The following is a 21,334-nucleotide window of genomic DNA, read 5'->3' on the forward strand; positions in this document are numbered from 1 at the left end:
TTAGGAGATGAAAATTGTTAGAAGTGAAAAATATATTATTAGTCCAACAACATCATTTGTAGTTGTTACAAAAGGACCAGTTGCAATAGCCGGATCAATATTTGCTCTATCTAAAATAACTGGAACAATTGCTCCAACCATTGTTGCGTTAACCATAATAATAAAAAGAGAAGCCGAAAGAATATATGCAAAACTTAAATCAACTTTAAAAACAAAATATGTAATTAAAAGAAGAGCAATTGTGCAAATAAGTGAGTTAACAAAGGCAACTCGCAATTCTTTTAATAATCTTTTCATTGTATCATTTTTCCAAATATCACCGGCGTTTATTGCCTGAACCATTACAATAGCGGATTGACTTCCTGCACTTCCGCCCATTGCCATTACTATTGGAATAAAAAAACTTGCAATTATTATTTGTTCTATTGAAGCTTGAAATGATGAAAGAACTAATGCGCTTAATAATTCACCGGCAAGCGAAACAAAAAGCCAAGGTAATCTGTTTCTCGAAACCCTAAATGTTGAATAACTAAATTCTTCTTCTTCAGTTAAACCGGCAATTTTTTGCATATCTTCAGAAGCTTCTTCATGGATTACGTCTTGAATATCATCAAAAGTAATTCTTCCTAACATTCTTCTATGTTCATCAACTACGGGAATAGCAACTAAATCATATTTGTGCATAATGTTTGCAACTTCTTCCTGATCGATTTCCGGCGTTACAAAAATTAAATCTTCTTGGATTACTGATTTAATTTTTAGATTTAACGGATTGACCAATAATGATTTTAATGTTACAATTCCCAACAATTCATCATTTTCTTTTAAAACATAAATGTGATAGATATGTTCAAATTCCTCTGCATTTTTTCTTACTTCTTCAATTGCATCTTTGATGGTTGCATTGGTGTTTACGTAAACAAAATTGCTCGTCATAATACCGCCGGCAGTGTCTTCCGGATATTTGAGCAATTCTTTTAATTCTTCAGAATCTTCTTTATCAATATTTCTTAAAACTTGTCTTGCAATTGTTTCTGGTAGATCACTTACAATATCTGTTGCATCATCCGAGTAAAGTTCTTCAACAATATTAGAAATGGTTTTAACATCAATATCTTTAAGAATTTTTTCTCTTAAACTTTCGTCAATATCTAAAATTACTTCACCGGCAGTTTCTGTATCGAGCAGAGAAAATGCATATTTTGCATTTGCCAAATCTAATCTATTAATTATTTCGGCAATATCGGCGGAATGTAAATCTGCAAAAATGTTTAGCAAACTTTTTTCTGCTTCATTTTCAATCAAGCCGGTAATGCTTTCCAAAAGTTCATTATCAACTTGCAGAACAGTTTTTACATTCGATATTTCGTTTTCTATTGGCATTTATTGTTTTGAATAAATTCTGTTAAATGTAAAAAATCAATTAAATCTAATTCTTCAGCTCGTTTTGAGAAATTAAACTCAAATGTTGTGAAATCACAGTTTGCAAATATACTATTCCTAAGGGAATTAATTAAGGTTTTTCTCCTATTTCCGAATGATGCTTTCACAACTTTAATAAAAATTTCTTTATCAATTTTAGGCGATTCTGATTTATCAAAAACCAGATGAATTATTGCCGCATCAATATTTGGTTTTGGATAAAATACATTTAGTGAAACTTTTGTTACTAAATTAATTGTTGAAAAATAATTAAATATTACTGTTATCGCTCCGTATTCTTTTGTCCTTTTTTGTGCAGTAAGCCTTTTTGCAATATCATTTGAAATAATAAAACTTGCTTCTTTTACAATTTCTTTTTCATCAAGTAGTTTAAATAAAATATCTCCCGTAAGATTAAATGGAATATTTCCAATAATTTTTAACGGAAATTTTAAGTTCAAATCACATAAATTAATTTTAGTAAAATCTGAATTAATAATTTCAGCTTTTGGGAAATTAAGTTTTAAATCTTCAATAACTCGTGTATCAATTTCAATTGCGTAAAATTCTTCAACTTTTTTTGATATTTCATTAGTTATAAAACCTTTGCCGGGACCAATTTCCAACACAGAATCTGAACTTTGAATTTGCAGACAATCAATCATTTTGTGAACAATATTCTTATCTGTCAAATAATTTTGACCAAATTTTTTTAAAGGTTTTATTGCCATCTTTCTTTGAAGATAAGTTTAACTTTTTTAACTTAATATTGAAAATGATAAAATTTAATTTCTCCGCACAAAATAACAATAAAAACTAATTTTAGAGGAATAACTTGGCAAAAGATTATATTATTTCCGTTGATTTAGGTGGGACAAAAATACTTTCTGCTTTAATTAATAAAGAGAAGCAAATTGTTGATAGAACAAAAGTTTCTACCGATATAAAAAAAGGTGCTGATTTTTTAGTAGAATCTGTTGCGGAAAGTATTAAAGAATTGTTGAGTAAAAATGGAATTGATGAATCGCAAATTAAAGCTTTGGCATTAGGTGTTCCGGGAACTGTAAATCCGGAAAGCGGAATTATTTCAGTTGCACCAAATTTGCAAATTGAAAATTTCAACATAAAAAAAGAAATGGGAAAATATTTTAACATTCCAATGCTTTTGGAAAATGATGTTAACATGGCGGCTTTGGGAATTAAATATTTTGAATATAACAATACAATTAACAATGGATTAGTAGTTTTTCTAGGAACCGGAATTGGGGGCGGACTAATTTTTAACGGACAATTTTACAGAGGTTCATCATTTTTTGCCGGCGAAATTGGGCATATGAAAGTTAGATCAAATGGTTATTTTGATGGAGACGGAGAAAAATCTACTTTTGAAAATCTTGCGAGCAGAACAGCAATTGTAAATAATATTATTAAAAAATCAGAAAAGAAAAATACAGCTCTAAGAAAAATTATTAAGGATAAAGAAAAAATTAAAAGCAAGAATTTGCAAAAAGCTATTGAACAAAAGGACGAATTAGTAATTGAAGAAATTGAAAAAGCTTGTAAAATTGTCGGAACAGTTTTAGGAAGTATTACAACATTATTAAATTTAGACACAATTGTTTTAGGCGGCGGATTAATTGAAGCAAATGAAAAATTTATGATGGAAAAAATTGAAAAAGCATTTAAAAATTCAGCAATAAAAGATGCGGCAAAAATTGTGAATTTAAAAGCAACAACTCTTGGCGATGACGCTCCGCTCTATGGGGGATATGCTTTAGTTGAGGAGTTTATAAAAGATGAAAATTAAAATTTTATTATTTCAATTAATTTGTTTTGTGGTTTCTAATTTTTCTCAAACTCCGATTGAAGAAATTACTGAAAATTATTTCGTTAAAAATGAATGGGAATCTTTTTTCAATAAAGCAAATGTTACCGGAACTTTTGTCCTTTATAATTTAACAAAAGATTCATGTTTAGTTTATAATTCCGATAGAGCTGAAACTCAATATTTGCCGGCATCGACTTTTAAAATTCCCAATTCATTAATTTCACTTGAAACCAAAGTAATAAATGATGAAAATGAAATTATAAAATGGGATGGCGAAAAAAGATTTATCGATAATTGGAATCAAGATCATAATTTAAAATCGGGAATAAAATATTCGGTGGTTTGGTTTTATCAAGAATTGGCGAGAAGAATTGGATTTGAAAAAATGCAAGAATTTGTAACAAAAATAAATTATGGTAATAAAAAACTCGGTGATAAAATTGATACTTTTTGGCTTGAAGGAGATTTAAGAATTAATGCCGTTGAACAAATTTTATTTTTAAATAAATTTATTAAGAATGAATTACCTTTCTCCAAACGAAATATGGAAATTGTAAAAAATATTCTTTTGGTTGATTCTACCGATGCTTATAAATTATATGCAAAAACCGGTTGGTCAGCACGTGTTGAAAAAGATAAACAAATTGGCTGGTATGTTGGTTTTGTTGAAACTAAAAATGATACTTGGATATTTGCAATTAATATTGATATAAATGATGAAAAAGATTTACCACAAAGAATTAATATTACACGAGAAATTTTAAAGTCGGAAGGAATAATTAAATAATATCTTATTGATTTTATTCTTCATTCATTACTTTCAAAATTCTTTCTAATTCTTCGCTTGATTGTGTCCAATTCATATATAAATTTTCTAAATCATTTTTTACTTTGTCATAATTAATTTTATTCTGCTTTGCTAAAACCGGATTAGAATAGACTTCTTCTTTCATCATATCTAATTCTAAATTTGTTTTGAGATTTTCGAATTTCTCAATTTCAGTTTCATAAATTTTTATTTGCGATTTTAAATCTTTTGTTGCTTTATGAAATTTTTGGCGTTTTTCAGCTTCAAATCTTTTTTGATCTTTTCGAGTAATTTTATTTGATTCATCAACGTTTGAAATCTCATCGTTTTCCGAAAAATCTATTTCTTCTTTTTTCGATATGTAATAATCAATTCCGCCGTAAAATATTTTTAAATTATGATTTCTAACTTCAATTACTTTTGAAACAATCGGTTTAAGAAAATCAACATCGTGAGAAACAATTATTAAAGTTCCGTTAAATTTCATTAATGCATTTTGCAAAATTTTCTTTGAATCAAAATCCAAATGATTTGTAGGTTCATCAAGAATAATTGTATTTGCTTTTGTAAGTAGAACTTTTGCAAGCCCAACACGACTTTTTCGCCACCGGAAAGTACTTTAATTTTTTTGAAAACTTCATCTCCATTAAATAAAAATGCACCGAGCAAAGTTCTAAGTTGAGCAATTGTACTTTCAGAATCACTTTCCGCAAGTTCTGTAATTATATCGTTTTCCAAATTTAAATTGTCAACAACATCTTGAGCATAAAATGAAATTAATGTATTGTGACCAAATTCAATTTTTCCGAAAGTTGGTTCTAATCTCTTTGAAATAATTTTTGAAAGTGTAGTTTTTCCCGCGCCGTTTGGTCCAACCAAAGCAATTTTTTCACCGCGTTCAATATCTAAATTTATATTTTCTAAAACATTTAAATTCCCGTAAGATTTTGCAACATTAATAATTTTTATTGGAACAACGCCGCTTGGAGTTGTATCAAAAAAATGGAAATGAATTTTATTTTCGGTTTCAACTAATTCAATTCTATCAATTTTATCAAGCTGTTTTATTCTGCTTTGGACTTGTTTAGCTTTTGTAGCTTTGTATCTGAATCGTTCAATAAATTGTTCTGTTTGTTTAATCTTTTTTTGTTGTTCCGCAAATTCTAATTTTAATCGCTCAGCCCTTTCTTCTTTAAAATTTAAATATTCGTTGTAGCTGCCTTTATAGAAAGTTACATTTTTGTTATAAATTTCTAAAGTTTTATTGCAAATATTATTTACAAAATATCTATCATGACTAACAAGAATAATTGCACCTTTAAAAGATTTTAGAAATTTTACAAGCCATTGAAGCGAATCAATATCCAAATGATTTGTAGGTTCATCCAATAGAATTATATCATTATTTGAAGTTAAAATTTTTGCAAGTTCAACTCTCATTTGCCATCCGCCGGAAAGCTCGGATGTGGATTTTTCAAATAATTCTTTACCGAAACCCAAGCCCATTAAAATTTTTTCTATTGTGGAATTAATTTCATAATAACCGATTTCTTCTTTCAGATGATTTAAATTTCCAAGTTGATGAATAATTTCATCGTGTTCAATTCCGTGAGAGGGAAGTTGTTGAAGTTTATCATGAAGAATATTTTCTCTTTCATCTATTTGAATTATTTGAGTAAGAGAATTTCTAACATCATCAAAAATTGAACTTTTACTTGTAGAAATTAATTCTTGCGGAAGGTAGCCGATTTTTAATCCTTTCTTGAAATTTATTGTTCCACTTTCTTGCGATTGTTTTCCGGAAAGCATTTTTAAAAATGTAGATTTTCCGGTTCCGTTAGAACCCACAAGTGCAATTTTATCAATTGGAAGAATTTTTAGATTTACGTTTTCAAATAAATTCTCGCCGGTAAATTGTACGGAAAGGTTGTTGATATCAATCATGTAAGATTTTTTTATAATAATTTATTAAGAAAGGAAATATATCTTGTTTAATGATTTCTTTACAACTTAATTATTTATAAAATTTATAACGGAATTGAATTTGGAATTATTTTGCTTAACAAATTATGACCAACTTTTGAAAAATGTATTCCATCACCGTATAAGTATAAATCTTTTGAATTAAATTTACTTTTTAAAATGTTTTTAGAAATATCAATAGCATTAATATTAAATGATCTTAATGAATCAACCAATAAAGTTTGCGGATTGAAGTTTACAACATTTTTATTTCTGATTTGATATTCATACGGCAAGGTTATGACATAAAAATTTATTTTTTTAGAATCTAAAATTTGTTTTATATCTTTTAAATTTTTAACCGCAGTTTGAAATTGCAAATTTTCATTATTGTAAAAATTTTCATCATATAAATAATAAGATTCAGCTCTATCAAAAAAAATGTGTTTTAGAAAATGGTAAAATTTAAAATTGTTTCTAATAAAAATTAAAACCCGATTTAGCCAATTTGAAGAATTAATTTCAATTTCATTGTTAAGAGTGAAGTTGGAATAAATATCATTTAAACACCAGAATAAAACAACAGAGGAAATTTTATTTTGATTTCCTTCATCTAAAAAAAATTTCTTAATAATATTTTTATAATCTAAACTTGAATATCCAATTAGAGCAGAATTTAAAATTTGTGATTCGGTTAATGAAGAATTAAGTAAACCGGCAAATGTTGAATCAGATTCAACTCCAATTCCCATAGTAATAGAATCACCCAAAAATAAAATTTTATTTTTAACATTTTTGTTTGGTGAGTTTAATTTCCAAAATCTATTTTGATCGACAAATTTTATTATTCCATTTGAATATCCGTGAGAATTTGCAACTAAGCCGGGAGAAGTAAAGTAAACATTTTCTTCTAAGAGTGATTTTTCAGTTCCTGGTAATTGAATTTGGGGAAATGCAAAACGAATTGAAATTTCAAATAATCCAAATAAGAGAATTACGATAAGTAAATTTATTAAAAAAATTTTTGTATAAAATTTTATCAAGTGAAATCAAAAAATTATTAACTAAAAATCTAAAAAATAATCTAACATATTTAGTTTCTTATAACTGAAATTTTTGTAAGACCTACATTGTTAACTTCCGGATCATAAGCTGCAATTATATAAATACCGGATGGAACAAATTTATTGTTCGAATCTTTACAATTCCAAAATGTTGTTCTTCCTCCAACTGATCTAAATTCTGTAATTAAGTTGCCGGAAACATCTAAAATTTTAATTTCAGAATTTGCAATAAGTCCATCAATAGTTATAATGTTTTCTGAATTTTTTGACAAAACAATTGGATTTGGATAAACCAAAATTTCATTAAAATCTTCATTTGGTTTTATAAACATAGTTGAAATTGCTGTTAAACCTAAATCAGTGCCAACGTACACAATTCCTTTTTGTTCATCAATTGTTATATCTTTAATTAAATCTGCCGGAAGCGGTGAATTGTTTTTATTATAATTTGCAAGTAAAGTTGAGCCATCTGAGCTCATTAAGAACACGCCTTTTGCGGTACCAATCCATTTTTGATTTATTGCATCAACTGCAATTGCATTTATTGTCTCTGATTTAATTGCGAAATATTGATCGTTTCTAATTGAAGAAGGAGACGTAGGATTAGGAATAACATCAATCCCGCTGCTCGTTCCAATAATTATTTCTCCAAATTTATCTACTACTAAATCTCTAATATCTTTATTTCTTAATCCGCTGCTTTCTGTAATTTTTCCCCAAATATCGTCTGATAAATTTTCTAAAGTTCCATTATCGTTGAAATAAAAAAGTCCTTCGGTTGCAGATCCCCCGCCAATATCTCCCGAAAACCATTTAGTATTATATTGATCAATAGCTAATTCTTTTACACTTATTACGTCGGAAATTAATGGGCTTCCTAATTCATAACTTATAAATGTTCCGTCTGTTTTTAAAACACTTATCGGTTTTTTATCTCCAGCCCAATAATTTAAAATCCATGCATTTCCATTTTCATCTTCTTCAATATCATTTATAACCAAAAAACTGTTCGATCCCGGAATTCCAACAAGTCCGCTATTACCGGCATCAAATCTTTGATATTGACCATCTTTAAATCTTACAAATCCTCTTCCCCAACTTGAAAAATAAACAGAATTATTTGAAGCTGATACTCTATGGAAATCATTTGAAATTATTTCAGTGTTGTTACTGATATTTTCAATTGACCAATTTAAACCATCAAATTTTTGTACGCCAATTCCTGCACCATCTTTACCTGTTGCCGACCATAAATTATTTTCAAAATCAACGGCTAAACTTATAAAGCCATTAGTCTCCGGTGAATTTGGAATAATAAAATTTTTATTCGTTCCAGAAAAGTGTAACAATCCTTTATTGCTGCTGATGTATAAATTATTTTGGTCATCAATAAAAAAACTGTTAAAGTTAATATTTTTTTCAGATACAATTATTTGGTCACTTCCGTTATATAAGTGAATTGTGTTTCCCAACAAAGAATAAATCATTTGATTTTTTTCAGTTACATCTATAACTTCAAAATTATTATATAAAAATGATGACCAGATTCCGTTTGAATTTTTTAGCAGACCTTCATCGGTAGCGGCGTAAATTTCGTTATTTATTTCAATCATTGAATTTATACTACCTGCTGGAATTTGAGTAGAAATATTAATATTTAACCAAGATTCTGGAGCGGATAAATTTGTTGCGCCAGATTTCTTAAAAGCAATTCCTGCTTGAGTTATAACAAATATTGTGCTTCCTAAATAAACTTTTTTAACAGGAGTTTCACTTGCAAAATTTCCAAATTTTAAAATGCTGTCAAAAAAAGAAAAATCATTTGTGTTTATTAATGCTAATCCAAAAGCAGTTGAAACAAAAGCTGTATCTCCGCTGATTAAAATATTATTAATACTTTTTATTGATTTATCAGTTTTAAAAATTTCTAAAATCGTTTTCAATTCGCCGGTTTCCGGAGTATAAACAATTATGTAACCTTCGTTTGTTCCAAGCCACAATTTATTATTTTGATCTTTATTAATTGCTGTAATATTTTGGCTTATCAATCCATCTGATTTTGTTAGAATTTGATATGAACTATCTGAAGTTGAGAATGCAAAAACTCCTCCATCAGAGGCAGCCCAAATGATATTTCCTATTTGGCATGATTGAACAACATTTTTAAAAGCGGAGTAATTTTCCCAACTTTTAATTGTTTGCGAATAAGTTATAATATTCAGAAAAACTAATAATATTATTTTTTTCATTTACCACTCAATTCTGATCTGTTTCTCAAAATATAAGAATTTAGAAATTTTCATTTAGTCTAAAATTTTCTGACCTAAAAAATTTTTTATTTATGATAGTTTGAAGTAAGTGAATTTTTGATGTTATTGAGAATCGATTCATCAATAAAATATTTACCAAAATTTGATTCATCATTTCTTAATCCGCCGTGAAAATCAGATCCGCCGCTTGAAAGCAAACAATATTCATTTACAATATCGGAATAAAATTTTTGCTGATATTTTTTATGTGATGAATGAACTACTTCAATTCCATCTATTCCCAATTTAATAAGATTATTTAAAATTGATTCTTTCATTTTTCCCGGATGAGCAATAAATGAAAGTCCGCCGGCATCACTAATAATTTTAAGAGCACTTTGCGGCGATACATGAATTTTTCTTTCAAAAGCCGGACCATCATCGCCAATATATTTATAGAATGCCTGCATATAATTTTTTATATAACCTTTTCCTAAAATTGCTTTTGCAATATGAGGTCTGCAAATTGGAGCATTTTTTGAAAATTCTAGAACGTCTTCAAAAGTTATTTCAATTTTAAGTTTATTTAATTTTTTTATAATTCTTTTTGCGCGCTCAATTCTTTCATCTCTAAAAAATTTCAAAACTTTATTTAACTCTTTATCTTTATAATCAATAAAATACCCTAAAATATGAACTTCCGAATCTTCAATATCCGTACTTATTTCAACACCGGGAATTATTTCAATCCCAATTTTTTTGCCATATTTTATAGCTTCATCAATTCCATTAACGGAATCATGATCAGTTATTCCAATTACTGAAATTTGTTTTTTGCGAGCTAAATCTAATAACTCTTGAGGCGAGAGAGCTCCGTCTGAATATGTTGTATGAGTATGTAAATCTGCTTTAATTTTCACAATGAACTATTTGTTTGAATTGCAAAATTTTAGATTGCAAAGTAATAAAATTTATGATAGAAAACATCTTATCAATGAATTACAATTTCTATAAATGAATAAAATTTCATGGAATTGATAGATTATTTGGTAAATGCAGAAATTGAAGTTTTTTTAAGCTATTTAAGAAATAAGTTTTTTATCAGATTAGTAAATTTACGATGCAAATTAGAAAATATTTTTAGGACTTAAATATCTCTATTTTTGTAATTGAATTCGTAAAATATTATCTTTGACAATTATAAATATTTTTTTTCATAAACATAGAATTAAAGGAGAATAATTTAATGGCTATCAAAGTAGGAATTAATGGTTTTGGAAGAATTGGAAGACAAGTAATAAATGTACTTTCTGATAAAGGATTACTTGGTAAAGAAGTTGATGTTGTAGCTGTAGTTGATGTCAGCACAGATGCAAAATATTTTGCTTACCAATTAAAATATGATTCGGTTCACGGTAAATTTAACGGAACTTTAAGCAGTGAAAAAAGCGATCCATCTTTAACTGAAGATGATGTAATAGTTATAAATGGCGATAAAATTAAATGCGTTATGGCTCAGAGAGATCCTTCACAATTACCTTGGGGTGAATTAGGTGTTGATATCGTAATTGAATCAACCGGTTTATTTACAGATTCTGAAAAAGCTAAAGGTCATATTGCCGCTGGTGCAAAAAAAGTTTTAATTTCTGCTCCGGGAAAAGGTGATGTTAAAACTTTAGTTATGGGTGTTAACGACGATGAATATCAACCGGAAGTTCATAATATTGTGTCAAATGCTTCTTGCACAACAAACTGTTTAGCTCCCGTTGTTCACGTTTTATTAAAAGAGGGAATTGGAATTGAAAACGGTTTGATGACGACAATTCACTCATATACTGCAACACAAAAAACTGTTGATGGACCTTCTAAAAAAGATTGGAGAGGCGGACGCGCTGCAGCAATTAATATAATTCCATCTACAACCGGCGCAGCAAAAGCTGTTGGCGAAGTTTTGCCAGTTACAAAAGGTAAATTAACCGGAATGTCATTCCGTGTTCCAACAGCAAATGTTTCTGTTGTTGATTTAACTTTCCGTTCAGAAAAAGAAACTTCAATTGAAGAAATTGATGCGCTAATGAAAAAAGCTTCGGAAACTTATCTAAAAGGAATTCTAGGATATTCTAACGAAGAAGTTGTTTCTACAGATTTTATTCATGATGAAAGATCTTCAATTTATGATTCTCTCGCAACTTTGCAAAATAATTTAAAAGGTGAAAAAAGATTCTTCAAAGTTGTTTCTTGGTATGATAATGAATGGGGTTACTCAAACAGAGTTGTTGATTTATTGTTAAAAATGGGAAAGTAAATAAATTGTAATAATTTATAAAAGACGCAGTCAAAATTTATGGCTGCGTTTTTTGTATATAAAAGTTTTCTGTCATTCCGGTTTGTTTTTTTACGGAATCTATTCAAATAAAAATGTGGATTCCCGATTTATCCGTTAGCTAACGGAATTTGGAAACGACACTTTCAGATTTAGAATAAAAATTGTAACATAAAAATTATATTTCATTGGAGTAAAAATGGAAAAATTATTTATCGAAGATTTAAACCTTAAAGGTAAAAAAGTTTTAGTTCGCGTTGATTTTAATGTTCCGCTAAACGAAAATTTAGAAATTACTGATGATATCAGAATTACATCTGCGCTTCCAACAATTGAAAAAATTATAAAAGACGGCGGAAAGGCAATATTGATGAGCCACTTGGGAAGACCAAAAGGGGGACCAAATCCAAAATATAGTTTAAAACCAACAGCAGTTCGTTTGGGTGAATTGATAGGAAAAGAAGTAAAATTAGCTCCCGATTGTGTTGGTGAAGTAGTGAAAAAAATGGTTGATGATATGAAAGAAGGCGATGTTTTAATTTTGGAAAACGTAAGATTTCATGCAGAAGAAGAAAAAAATGTTCCGGAATTTGCAAAACAATTAGCTGATTTAGGAGAAGTTTACATTAATGATGCATTCGGTTCTGCTCACCGTGCACACGCTTCAACAGAAGGAATTACAAAATATATTTCTCAAAATGCTTCCGGCTATTTGATGAAAAAAGAATTGGATTATTTGGGAAGTGCAGTTCAAAATCCTAAAAGACCATTTACGGCAATTTTGGGCGGTGCAAAAATTTCTGGTAAAATTGATGTAATTCAACAATTAATGAGCAAAGTTGATAACTTGATTGTCGGCGGCGGAATGGGTTACACATTTTATAAATCGCAAGGTTTGGAAATTGGTACATCACTTTTGGAAGCTGATAAAGTTGATCTCGCAAAAGAAATTCTTGAAAAAGCAAAAACTTCCGGTGTAAATTTTATGCTTCCGGTTGATGTTGTTGTTGCTCCGGAATTTGATAATTGCTCACTTTCTGATATTGTTCCAGTTACCGCAATGCCGGCAGATAAAATGGGATTGGATATTGGTCCAAAAACTATTGAGAAATTTAAAGAAATAATTTTAGCAAGTAAAACAGTTGTTTGGAATGGACCAATGGGAGTTTTTGAATTTGATAATTTTGCAAAAGGTACAAACGCAATTGCCGAAGCTTTAGTTGAAGCAACAGAAAAAGGCGCAATTACAATAATTGGCGGCGGAGATTCTGCTGCAGCAATTAAAAAAGCCGGATTGGATGAAAAAGTTTCTCACGTTTCTACAGGCGGCGGCGCATCTTTAGAATATTTAGAAGGTAAAGTTTTACCCGGAGTTGAGGCTCTTTCCAATAAATAAATTTGAAACCTTTTAAATCAAATTTAGTCTAATCTTTCAAAACCTCCGGAATTTGTAAATTATTCAAATACGGAGGTTTAATTTTATACTAATTTATTTTTAATAATATTTTAGTAAATTCCAAAAGTGATTACAAAGATTTAATTTTAGGAAATTTTAATGGCTTATAATGATTATCGACCAAGGGGATTTGGCGGATTTAGTTTTTTCCCTCCGGTTATAAAAAATATTTTAATAATAAATGGAATTGTTTTTTTTATTTCAATTATTGCACAAAATATTGTAGTTGGCGGAGTACTTCTTGATAATTTAATTACAAAATATTTCGCATTAATTCCATTCAGTAATACATATTGGAATTTTATGCCTTGGCAATTAATTACGTACCAATTTTTGCATGGCGGATTTTCACACATATTTTTCAATATGTTGATGTTGTGGATGTTTGGAATGGAAATTGAAAATATTATGGGCTCAAAGAAATTTTTAATTTTCTATTTGCTCGCCGGAGTTGGAGGAGGAATTCTACAATTATTATTGGGAACCGGTTCGGCACCGATAATTGGAGCTTCCGGAGCTGTTTATGGCGTAATGGTTGCTTTTGCAATGTACTTCCCCGATAGATTAATTTACGTATATTTTCTTATTCCCGTTAAAGCAAAATATTTAATTGTTTTTATGATGGTTATTGAATTTCTTTCTGTGGGAGATGCAAGTTTTGTTGCACATTTAGCTCATTTAGGCGGAGCAGTAATTGGATTTTTATTTGTTATGTTGGATAGGAAAAACAATTATAATTTTGATCGAATTTTTGATAATTTCAAATCAAAATCAAGTGGGTCTGATAATCTAAATTTCAAGAAAAAGAAAAGTCCATTTAGTTTTGGGAAAAAAGATGCTGAGGAAGTTGAGTTTTATGATATAAATTCATCAAATAAAAATGAAGAAAAAATTTCTCAAGAAACAATTGATAAAATTTTAGATAAAATTAGTCAAAGCGGTTATCAAAATTTAACAGAAAAAGAAAAGAAAATTCTTTTTGAAGCAAGCAAGAAAAATTAATTTAAATTCGTCATTACGGATGAAATTCCGGAATCTAAATCTCAAATTTAAAGATATATGAAAATTATTTACTCAACATTTTACTTAAATAGTTTTCAATTATGCTAATGATAAAAAATTACTTCGAAAAATTAAAAATAATTTTTTCTCGAAATGACAAACTCAAATTTACTTTTTATCATAAAATTACTGCAATTTTTCTTGTGGCATTTTCATTTTCACTTCTTAATTGTTCACAGCATAAAAGTACTGATCTTGAAACTCTCTCAAAAATTTACATTGATTTATTAGTTGTTGAAGATTTCTACGTTGGCACAGATTCGGTTGAAATAAAGAAGAAAGAAATTTTTAAAAAGTATGAAATTGATAGTTCCACTTACTTTAACAGTTACAGAAATTTAAAGTATGATGATGAAAAATGGAATGAATTTTTTAATCTCTCGCAAACTTATTTGGATTCGTTAAAATCTAAACAGCAGAAGAATTAGCTTTAAGGATTGCTTTTACAATTCTAATTTTTGAATAACTAATATTTTTATCCACTCTATTTTTTATTGATTTCAAATCTTCGTTAAAATCTGTAATATTCACTTTTACCAAATCAAATTCTTCTTTCGAGATTAATGGAGAAAAATCCAAATTCGGATAATAACTAATTATTGTTTCAACTTGAATTGACACAATAGATTCCGGCAGTTTAAGCAGTTTTGAAATATCATAAAGTGAATATTTTTTCAATATCAAATCATAAGTTTGTGAAATGTGTTTTGGTAATTTTTTCGAAATTGAATTTTCATTTTCAGTTATTGCGTGTTCCTTAATAATTGATAAAAATTCCGGACCAATTTTATTAAACATTCTTTGGTTGAATCCGTAAATCTGTAAAATTGCCGATGAAGATTGAGGTTTATCTTTTACAATTTCTCTTAAAATTTTATCCGAGCAAATTATTTGCGGATTTTGATTAAATTTTTTTGCTGCTAAATCTCTTTCTTCGCGTAATTTATTATATAATTCAAGATTAATTTCATAATTATTATTCTGAATTTCTGCATTTTCAAATTCGGTTTCTTCAACAAAAAATAATTCTTCCATTGGATTAAAAACCAATTCATCATTTATTTCTTTCAAAACATTTTTCTTCAATAAAAATTGAATTGACAATTCAATTTCTTGAATTGAGTAATGTTTGCAATTTTCAAATGTTGAAATTTTTCTTGCGATATTTGAATTCGAACTTCCTTTTAAAATTCCGATCAATCTATTTTCTGTTAAACTTCCTTTAAATTCCTTAAAAGTTCTAATAATAATTTCGTTGATAAATTCATTGTTATTAATATTTTTGTTTTTATTCGTACAATTATCACATTTACCGCATTTGTAATTTTTAGTTTCTTCACCAAAATATTGCAAGATAAATTTAAAACGGCAATCATCGGTATTTACGTATTCTAAAACTTGGTCAAGTTTATTTTCAGCTAATTGAATTTTTTTATTAATCTCCGCTTTGTTCAACTTAAGATTTTTGCTCGCAACTCTTTCAGTTAACATAGAAATTTTTTGAACAAACGCCGGTTTATCGTATTCAATAATTCCAATATTATTTAACGTAAATAAAAATGAACTGATTGTATTTTTAGTATATCCAAAATTTTGATAAAGAAAATCAAAATTAATTTCCACTTTTGAATTGAAAATTGAATTTCCGAAAATTTTAATTAATTGAATTACAAAATCTTGTAATTCGGAATTATACATTCCCTTTAAATATTTCTTTAAATCATTTTGAGATAATTTTATTTGAATAAAATGCGAAAGTGAATTTTGTGAATGAAGTTTTAGATAATTACTTTCTTCCAAAATTGAAATTATTGAAGGAATCAATCCTTTATGAATTTCTTTCGATTCAATTAATTTTATTAAATCATTTGAAATTTCTAAAAGTTTTTCAGTTTTAATATTTACTGCAATTTTGTGAAAGTCTAAAATCGTATCGTAACATTTTTTAATTTGCTCAACATTTGGATTACTAATTTGAATAAAAAAATCTTGAATTTCTTTATCGCGATTTGAATAAAATAAAATTGCTTTCGATTCGGCACCGTTTCTGCCGGCCCTTCCGAATTCTTGATATAAATTTTCGATTGAACTCGGAATATTATAATGAATTACAAGTCCAATATTTTTTTTATCAATTCCCATTCCAAAAGCATTTGTTGCAACAATAATATTTGTTCTTCCATTAATAAAATTATCTTGAATAATTCTTCTTAATTCATTTGTTAAACCGGCGTGATAAAATTCATTTGTAATTTTTTGAAGATTTAAAAATTGTGATAACTGTTCCGCATGTTTTCTTGTAGAAGAATAAATTATTGTCGGAGTTTTATTTTCCCTTAAAATTTCCGCAATTTTCTCTTTTTTATTTTTATCAAATAAAACATTTAGTGAAATATTTTCTCTCTCAAAACCAGTAATGTGAACTGCGGGATTTTCAAATTGCAATTGCTCAATTATATCTTTTCTAACTTCGGGAGTTGCGGTTGCGGTAAATGCAGAAATATTTTTCACTTCAATTGCTTGAGCAAAAGTTTTAATATTTCTGTAACTTGGTCTAAAATTATGTCCCCATTCGCTTATGCAATGTGCTTCATCAATAAATAAAAATTCCGGTTTGAAATTTTTAATTCGCTGAACAAAATTTATGTTGTTAAGTTTTTCGGGAGAAACAAACAGCAATTTTATTTTACTATTTTGCAATTCGTTTAGAACTTTTTCTGACTCTGAGAAGTCTAAACTGCTGTTAATGAATGCTGCAATTTTTTGTTTTTGATTCAAAGAATTTACTTGATCTTGCATCAAAGAAATAAGCGGGGAAATTATAATTGAATAAGTTTCGGAAATGATTGATGGCAATTGGTAACAAATTGATTTTCCGGCTCCGGTTGGCATAATTACTAAAACATTTTTTTTATTTAAAATGTCTTTAATAATTTGTTCTTGTCCGGGACGAAAATTTTCAAATCCGAAAAATTCGTGTAATTTATTTTGCAGCATATTCAATTTTTATTTGTTGAACTTTATAAAATATTATCAATCATTTTGTCATGAGATTCTTTTGTTCATTCAGAATGACAAATCTTAATTTTAAGAAGTTTAGATTTAGAAAAAACAAAGAATAATTCTATCTTTACGTAAACTTATTACAAATTTAAAGAAATAATGAATTCCATTGAAGTTACAAATCTAACCAAAATATTTAAAACCAAAGCTCTAAATAAAAATGAAATTACAGCTTTGGATAAAGTTTCGCTGAATGTTGAAAAGGGAATTATATTTAGTTTGCTTGGTCCAAACGGAGCCGGAAAAACTACATTGATAAAAATTTTGTTAGGAATTGTTTTTCCAACAAGCGGAAATGCTAAAATTTTAGATCAAGATGTTTCAAATTTTGAAGTGAGAAAAAAAATCGGATATCTTCCGGAAAATCATAAATTCCCAAATTATCTAAATGGTGAAGAAGTTATTGTATATTATGCAAAATTAAGTGGATATGAAATTGATAAAAATTCTCCAAGAATTTCCGAAGTTTTGAATTTGGTGAAAATGGAAAAATGGAGAAAAACCAAAATCAAAAAATATTCTAAAGGAATGATGCAAAGATTGGGTTTGGCGCAAGCAATTATTCATGATCCGGAAATTATTTTTCTTGATGAGCCAACGGATGGAATTGATCCGGTTGGAAGAAAAGAAATTAGAGATATTTTAAAGGATTTGAAAAATCAAGGAAAAACATTATTTCTCAATAGCCATTTGCTTTCCGAAGTTGAATTAGTTTCCGATAAAGTTGCAATTTTAAATGAAGGAAAATTAATAAAAATCGGAAGTGTTGAAGAACTTACCGTTTCCAAAGAAATCTGTATTATTGAAATTAATGAAAAGTTAAATAATGATTTGATCGAAAATTTGAGCAAATCTTACAAATTTAATTTTAGCAATAATATTATTGAATTGGAAGTTTCGGATAATAAAATCTCTAATGTTTTTATGGATGAATTGCGAAAATCAAATATTAATATTCTAAGTTTTAGTCAGAAAAAAAGTTCGCTTGAAGATATGTTTATCAAATCAATTTCCGAGAAAAATAATAATGAATAATATTTTAACGATTTCCAATTTTACAATTAGAGAAGCAATTTCAAGAAAAATTATTGTAGCTTTTTTTGCAATTTCAACATTTGTAACAATTATGTTTGCATTGCTTTTTACATTTGTATCTTTCAATGATTTTAGTATTAGTGCACAATCAAATGGACACGATATGGTTGGAGTGACTAAGGAATTGCTTAGTAAGCTTAAAGGATTTGTTATTTGGCCCTTATTTAAAGGTGGATTATTTTTATCAATTTTTTCTGCAGCAAGTTTTATTCCCAGTATGCTGGAAAAAGGAAATATTGATCTTATTCTTTCCAAACCGATTGCTCGCTGGCAAATTATTTTGGGAAAATTTCTTGGAGGAGTTTTAATTGTACTAGTGAATATTGCATATTTGGTTGTTTTTCTCTGGATTTTGATAGGAATAAAATTTGGGGTTTGGGAACCATCATTATTATATAGTATTTTTACAATCACTTTTGCTTTTGCATCTCTCTATTCGTTAATAATTTTAATCGGTATCTTAACTCAAAGTTCAATTCTTGCAATGATGCTTTCATATTTGATTTTTTTTGTATTATCTCCAATTTTACAAGCTCGAGATACAATATCAATTTTCTTAAAAAATCAAATCATTCAAAAAGTAATGGAAATATTGTATTATATTATTCCGCAAACCTCTGAGTTAAGTGATATCACTACTGACTTAGCAATGTCTTCTAAAATTTATGATTTCCAGCCATTTTTAACATCTTTGGTGTTTCTAATTCTCGTTCTATACTTCAGTATTATCATTTTTAGTAAAAAAGATTACTAAATAATCGAATATCAATTATTTACTGGTTATTTTTGTGGTATAAAACTTGATTCTTTCTCTAATTAATATTTATCAATTAATGAAATACGGTTATGGAAGAAAAAAAATTGAAATTAGAAGATTTACTAAATGATGCTCCATCGGCAGAAAATAAAGATCAAATTGAATATGTAGCAATTATTGGCGCGGGAGTAATGGGACAAGGAATTGCTCAAACAATTGCTTCATCCGGCGTTGATGTAATAATAATTGAAAAGGATCAAAATAATCTTGAGTTGGCGAAGGAAAAAATTCAAAACTCAATGCGTTATGAAATTGAAAGATGGGCAATGACCGAAAGTGAAATGAAATCAATTCTAAGCAGAATTAGATGGAGTTTGGATTTAGAAGAAGCTGCAGAATGCGATGTAATTATTGAAGCTATTGTTGAAAATTACCAACTAAAAAGAATATTATTTAAAAAGTTGGATGAAATTGCAAATCCCGATACAATTTTTGTTTCGAATACATCAACTTTAAGTTTAACGGAAATTGCCGAAGTTACAAACAGAAAAGATAAAATTATTGGAATGCATTTTCTAAATCCGGTTCCAAAAGTTCCTTTGGTTGAATTGGTAAAAGGAATGGATACTTCGGAAGTAACTGTTGCAAAATGTAAAAAGTTTGCGCGCAAAATCGGCAAAACGGCAATTGAAGTTTATGAATATCCTGGCTTTGTAACAACAAGAGCAATCGTTCCTTTACTTAATGAAGCAATGCACATTTTGCTCGAAGGAATTGCATCTGCAAAAGATATTGATATTGCTATGAAACTTGGTTACAATTTTAAAATGGGACCTTTAGAATTAGCTGATTCTATGGGATTAGATGAAGTTTTAACTTGGATGGAACAATTGTGGAAAACTTTAGGCGAACCAAGATACAGACCTTGTCCGCTTTTAAGAAAATTAGTTAGGGAAAGAAAACTTGGGAAAAAATCTAAAGAAGGATTTTTCAAGTATGATGATGACGGAAATATTATTGAATAATTTAAGGAAATTTTAGTTGAAAATATTAGTATTAAATTGCGGAAGTTCTTCAATCAAATATCAATTGATTGAAACAAATACCAAAGATGCGCTTGCAAAAGGAATGATTGAAAGAATTGGAATGAGCAGTGCTGTGTTGACTCATGAACCAAAAGGGAAAGAGAAAATTAGAATTGTCGGTGAAATTTTGGATCATTCAATTGCAATGGAATATGTGATTGCAGTTTTGTTAAGTCCAAATCACGGTGTTATTTCAAGCAGAGACGAAATTGATGCGGTTGGTCATAGAGTTGTTCACGGCGGTGAAGATTTCAGCGGATCGGTTTTAATAACGGATGATGTTTTAAAAGCTTTGCGTGAAAATATTGAATTGGCACCGCTTCACAATCCGCCGAATTTAAAAGGAATTGCAGCGGCAAAAGAACATTTACCAAATATTCCTCAATGCGGAATTTTTGATACTGCGTTTCATATGTCAATGCCGCCGCACGCTTATTTATATGGAATTCCATTTAAACTTTATAAAAGATATAAAATTAGAAGATACGGTTTTCACGGAACTTCGCATAGATATGTTTCTTTAAGAGCTGCAGAAATTTTAGGAAAACCTTATGAGGAATTAAAAATTATTACAGCGCATCTTGGAAACGGTGCAAGCATGGCAGCAATAAAAAATGGAAAATCAATTGATACTTCAATGGGATTTACACCTTTAGAAGGTTTATTAATGGGAACAAGAAGCGGCGATTTGGATCCTTCAATAATTACTTACATTATGGGAAAGGAAGAATTAACCATTTCAGAAGCAAACACAATGTTAAACAAACATAGCGGTTTAGTTGGAATTAGCGGTGAAAGCAGTGATATGCGCGAAATTGAACAAGCAGTTGCCGAAGGTGATAAAAAAGCTACTTACGCATTTGATGTTTTTACTTATAGAATTAAAAAATATGTTGGTGCTTACGCAGCAGCAATGGGCGGATTAGATGCTTTAGTTTTTACCGGTGGAATTGGAGAAAATTCTGTAAAAGTTAGAAAAGATGTTTGTCACGATTTAGAATTTTTAGGAATTGAATTAGATGATGAATTAAATAATAACGTAAAAGGTGAAGCAATAATTACGATGCAAAATACAAAGACTAAAGTTTTAAGAATTCCTACAAACGAAGAATTGGTTATTGCAATGGATACCGAACAAATTGTTAAGGGAAATCTTTAAG

General features: G+C 28.6%; 16 protein-coding genes and 1 pseudogene. 10 read left to right on the forward strand and 7 right to left on the reverse strand.

The features are described from left to right. Positions 1–1,383, reverse strand: a complete 1,383-nt coding sequence (gene mgtE, locus IPH62_12735; protein ID MBK7106141.1) for a magnesium transporter — start codon at positions 1,381–1,383, stop codon at positions 1–3. Further along, complete coding sequence (gene rsmA / locus IPH62_12740) at positions 1,374–2,153, reverse strand: ribosomal RNA small subunit methyltransferase A (GenBank protein MBK7106142.1); 780 nt, start codon at positions 2,151–2,153, stop codon at positions 1,374–1,376. Before rsmA ends, mgtE begins: the two co-directional genes overlap by 10 nt. Positions 2,154–2,257: 104 nt before the next feature. Between rsmA and IPH62_12745 the strand changes: the two genes are divergently transcribed. Together IPH62_12745 and blaOXA are read left to right on the forward strand one after the other, a co-directional pair. Beyond that, the gene (locus IPH62_12745; GenBank protein MBK7106143.1) at positions 2,258–3,229 is read left to right on the forward strand and encodes an ROK family protein; all 972 of its coding nucleotides are present in this window, start codon (positions 2,258–2,260) and stop codon (positions 3,227–3,229) included. Beyond that, the gene (gene blaOXA / locus IPH62_12750) at positions 3,219–4,037 is read left to right on the forward strand and encodes a class D beta-lactamase (GenBank protein ID MBK7106144.1); all 819 of its coding nucleotides are present in this window, start codon (positions 3,219–3,221) and stop codon (positions 4,035–4,037) included. Before IPH62_12745 ends, blaOXA begins: the two co-directional genes overlap by 11 nt. 13 nt (positions 4,038–4,050) lie before the next feature. On the opposite strand, the pseudogene IPH62_12755 reads toward blaOXA, so the two are convergent. The 4 genes and pseudogenes from IPH62_12755 to IPH62_12770 all read right to left on the reverse strand — a co-directional run bounded on the left by IPH62_12755 (position 4,051) and on the right by IPH62_12770 (position 10,247). Beyond that, positions 4,051–6,002, reverse strand: a pseudogene (locus tag IPH62_12755) (ABC-F family ATP-binding cassette domain-containing protein). Between the two features lie 83 nt (positions 6,003–6,085). After that, complete coding sequence (locus IPH62_12760) at positions 6,086–7,063, reverse strand: SGNH/GDSL hydrolase family protein (GenBank protein MBK7106145.1); 978 nt, start codon at positions 7,061–7,063, stop codon at positions 6,086–6,088. 50 nt (positions 7,064–7,113) lie between these two features. Beyond that, positions 7,114–9,333, reverse strand: coding sequence for a hypothetical protein (locus tag IPH62_12765; protein ID MBK7106146.1), 2,220 nt, complete (start codon positions 9,331–9,333; stop codon positions 7,114–7,116). An 86-nt stretch (positions 9,334–9,419) separates the two neighbouring features. Then, positions 9,420–10,247 (reverse strand): PHP domain-containing protein, encoded by an 828-nt coding sequence (locus tag IPH62_12770; GenBank protein ID MBK7106147.1) that lies wholly within the window; start codon positions 10,245–10,247, stop codon positions 9,420–9,422. A 332-nt stretch (positions 10,248–10,579) separates the two neighbouring features. On the opposite strand from IPH62_12770, the gene gap reads away from it, so the two are divergent. The 4 genes from gap (at position 10,580) to IPH62_12790 (ending at position 14,602) form a co-directional block, all read left to right on the forward strand. After that, positions 10,580–11,638, forward strand: coding sequence for a type I glyceraldehyde-3-phosphate dehydrogenase (gap, locus tag IPH62_12775; protein ID MBK7106148.1), 1,059 nt, complete (start codon positions 10,580–10,582; stop codon positions 11,636–11,638). A 217-nt stretch (positions 11,639–11,855) separates the two neighbouring features. Further along, positions 11,856–13,052: a phosphoglycerate kinase gene (locus IPH62_12780; GenBank protein MBK7106149.1), complete on the forward strand. Its 1,197-nt coding sequence runs from the start codon at positions 11,856–11,858 to the stop codon at positions 13,050–13,052. A gap of 159 nt (positions 13,053–13,211) precedes the next feature. Next, the gene (locus IPH62_12785; protein MBK7106150.1) at positions 13,212–14,114 is read left to right on the forward strand and encodes a rhomboid family intramembrane serine protease; all 903 of its coding nucleotides are present in this window, start codon (positions 13,212–13,214) and stop codon (positions 14,112–14,114) included. A 107-nt stretch (positions 14,115–14,221) separates the two neighbouring features. Further along, complete coding sequence (locus IPH62_12790) at positions 14,222–14,602, forward strand: hypothetical protein (protein ID MBK7106151.1); 381 nt, start codon at positions 14,222–14,224, stop codon at positions 14,600–14,602. Here the strand turns inward: IPH62_12790 and IPH62_12795 are convergent. Then, positions 14,583–17,171, reverse strand: a complete 2,589-nt coding sequence (locus IPH62_12795; GenBank protein MBK7106152.1) for a RecQ family ATP-dependent DNA helicase — start codon at positions 17,169–17,171, stop codon at positions 14,583–14,585. The genes IPH62_12790 and IPH62_12795 overlap by 20 nt on opposite strands. Positions 17,172–17,336: 165 nt before the next feature. On the opposite strand from IPH62_12795, the gene IPH62_12800 reads away from it, so the two are divergent. The 4 genes from IPH62_12800 to IPH62_12815 all read left to right on the forward strand — a co-directional run bounded on the left by IPH62_12800 (position 17,337) and on the right by IPH62_12815 (position 21,333). After that, positions 17,337–18,272 carry an ABC transporter ATP-binding protein gene (locus tag IPH62_12800; protein ID MBK7106153.1) on the forward strand — a complete coding sequence of 312 codons (936 nt, stop codon included), beginning with the start codon at positions 17,337–17,339 and terminating at the stop codon, positions 18,270–18,272. After that, positions 18,265–19,086 carry an ABC transporter permease subunit gene (locus tag IPH62_12805; protein MBK7106154.1) on the forward strand — a complete coding sequence of 274 codons (822 nt, stop codon included), beginning with the start codon at positions 18,265–18,267 and terminating at the stop codon, positions 19,084–19,086. Before IPH62_12800 ends, IPH62_12805 begins: the two co-directional genes overlap by 8 nt. A 92-nt stretch (positions 19,087–19,178) precedes the next feature. After that, positions 19,179–20,114 (forward strand): NAD(P)-binding domain-containing protein, encoded by a 936-nt coding sequence (locus tag IPH62_12810; protein ID MBK7106155.1) that lies wholly within the window; start codon positions 19,179–19,181, stop codon positions 20,112–20,114. Between the two features lie 16 nt (positions 20,115–20,130). After that, on the forward strand, positions 20,131–21,333 hold the full coding sequence (locus IPH62_12815; GenBank protein ID MBK7106156.1) for an acetate kinase: 1,203 nt from the start codon (positions 20,131–20,133) through the stop codon (positions 21,331–21,333). The last annotated feature ends 1 nt before the right edge of the window (position 21,334 follow it).

This window comes from Ignavibacteriota bacterium (assembly GCA_016708125.1).
In the GTDB taxonomy this organism is placed as follows: domain Bacteria; phylum Bacteroidota; class Ignavibacteria; order Ignavibacteriales; family Melioribacteraceae.

Excerpts from the sequence above, each read along its gene's own strand:
- mgtE (MBK7106141.1), bottom strand. The coding sequence starts at position 1,383 with ATGCCAATAGAAAACGAAATATCGAATGTAAAAACTGTTCTGCAAGTT.
- rsmA (MBK7106142.1), bottom strand. The coding sequence starts at position 2,153 with ATGGCAATAAAACCTTTAAAAAAATTTGGTCAAAATTATTTGACAGAT.
- blaOXA (MBK7106144.1), top strand. The coding sequence starts at position 3,219 with ATGAAAATTAAAATTTTATTATTTCAATTAATTTGTTTTGTGGTTTCT.
- IPH62_12765 (MBK7106146.1), bottom strand. The coding sequence starts at position 9,333 with ATGAAAAAAATAATATTATTAGTTTTTCTGAATATTATAACTTATTCG.
- gap (MBK7106148.1), top strand. The coding sequence starts at position 10,580 with ATGGCTATCAAAGTAGGAATTAATGGTTTTGGAAGAATTGGAAGACAA.
- IPH62_12780 (MBK7106149.1), top strand. The coding sequence starts at position 11,856 with ATGGAAAAATTATTTATCGAAGATTTAAACCTTAAAGGTAAAAAAGTT.
- IPH62_12785 (MBK7106150.1), top strand. The coding sequence starts at position 13,212 with ATGGCTTATAATGATTATCGACCAAGGGGATTTGGCGGATTTAGTTTT.
- IPH62_12790 (MBK7106151.1), top strand. The coding sequence starts at position 14,222 with ATGATAAAAAATTACTTCGAAAAATTAAAAATAATTTTTTCTCGAAAT.
- IPH62_12795 (MBK7106152.1), bottom strand. The coding sequence starts at position 17,171 with ATGCTGCAAAATAAATTACACGAATTTTTCGGATTTGAAAATTTTCGT.
- IPH62_12800 (MBK7106153.1), top strand. The coding sequence starts at position 17,337 with ATGAATTCCATTGAAGTTACAAATCTAACCAAAATATTTAAAACCAAA.
- IPH62_12805 (MBK7106154.1), top strand. The coding sequence starts at position 18,265 with ATGAATAATATTTTAACGATTTCCAATTTTACAATTAGAGAAGCAATT.
- IPH62_12810 (MBK7106155.1), top strand. The coding sequence starts at position 19,179 with ATGGAAGAAAAAAAATTGAAATTAGAAGATTTACTAAATGATGCTCCA.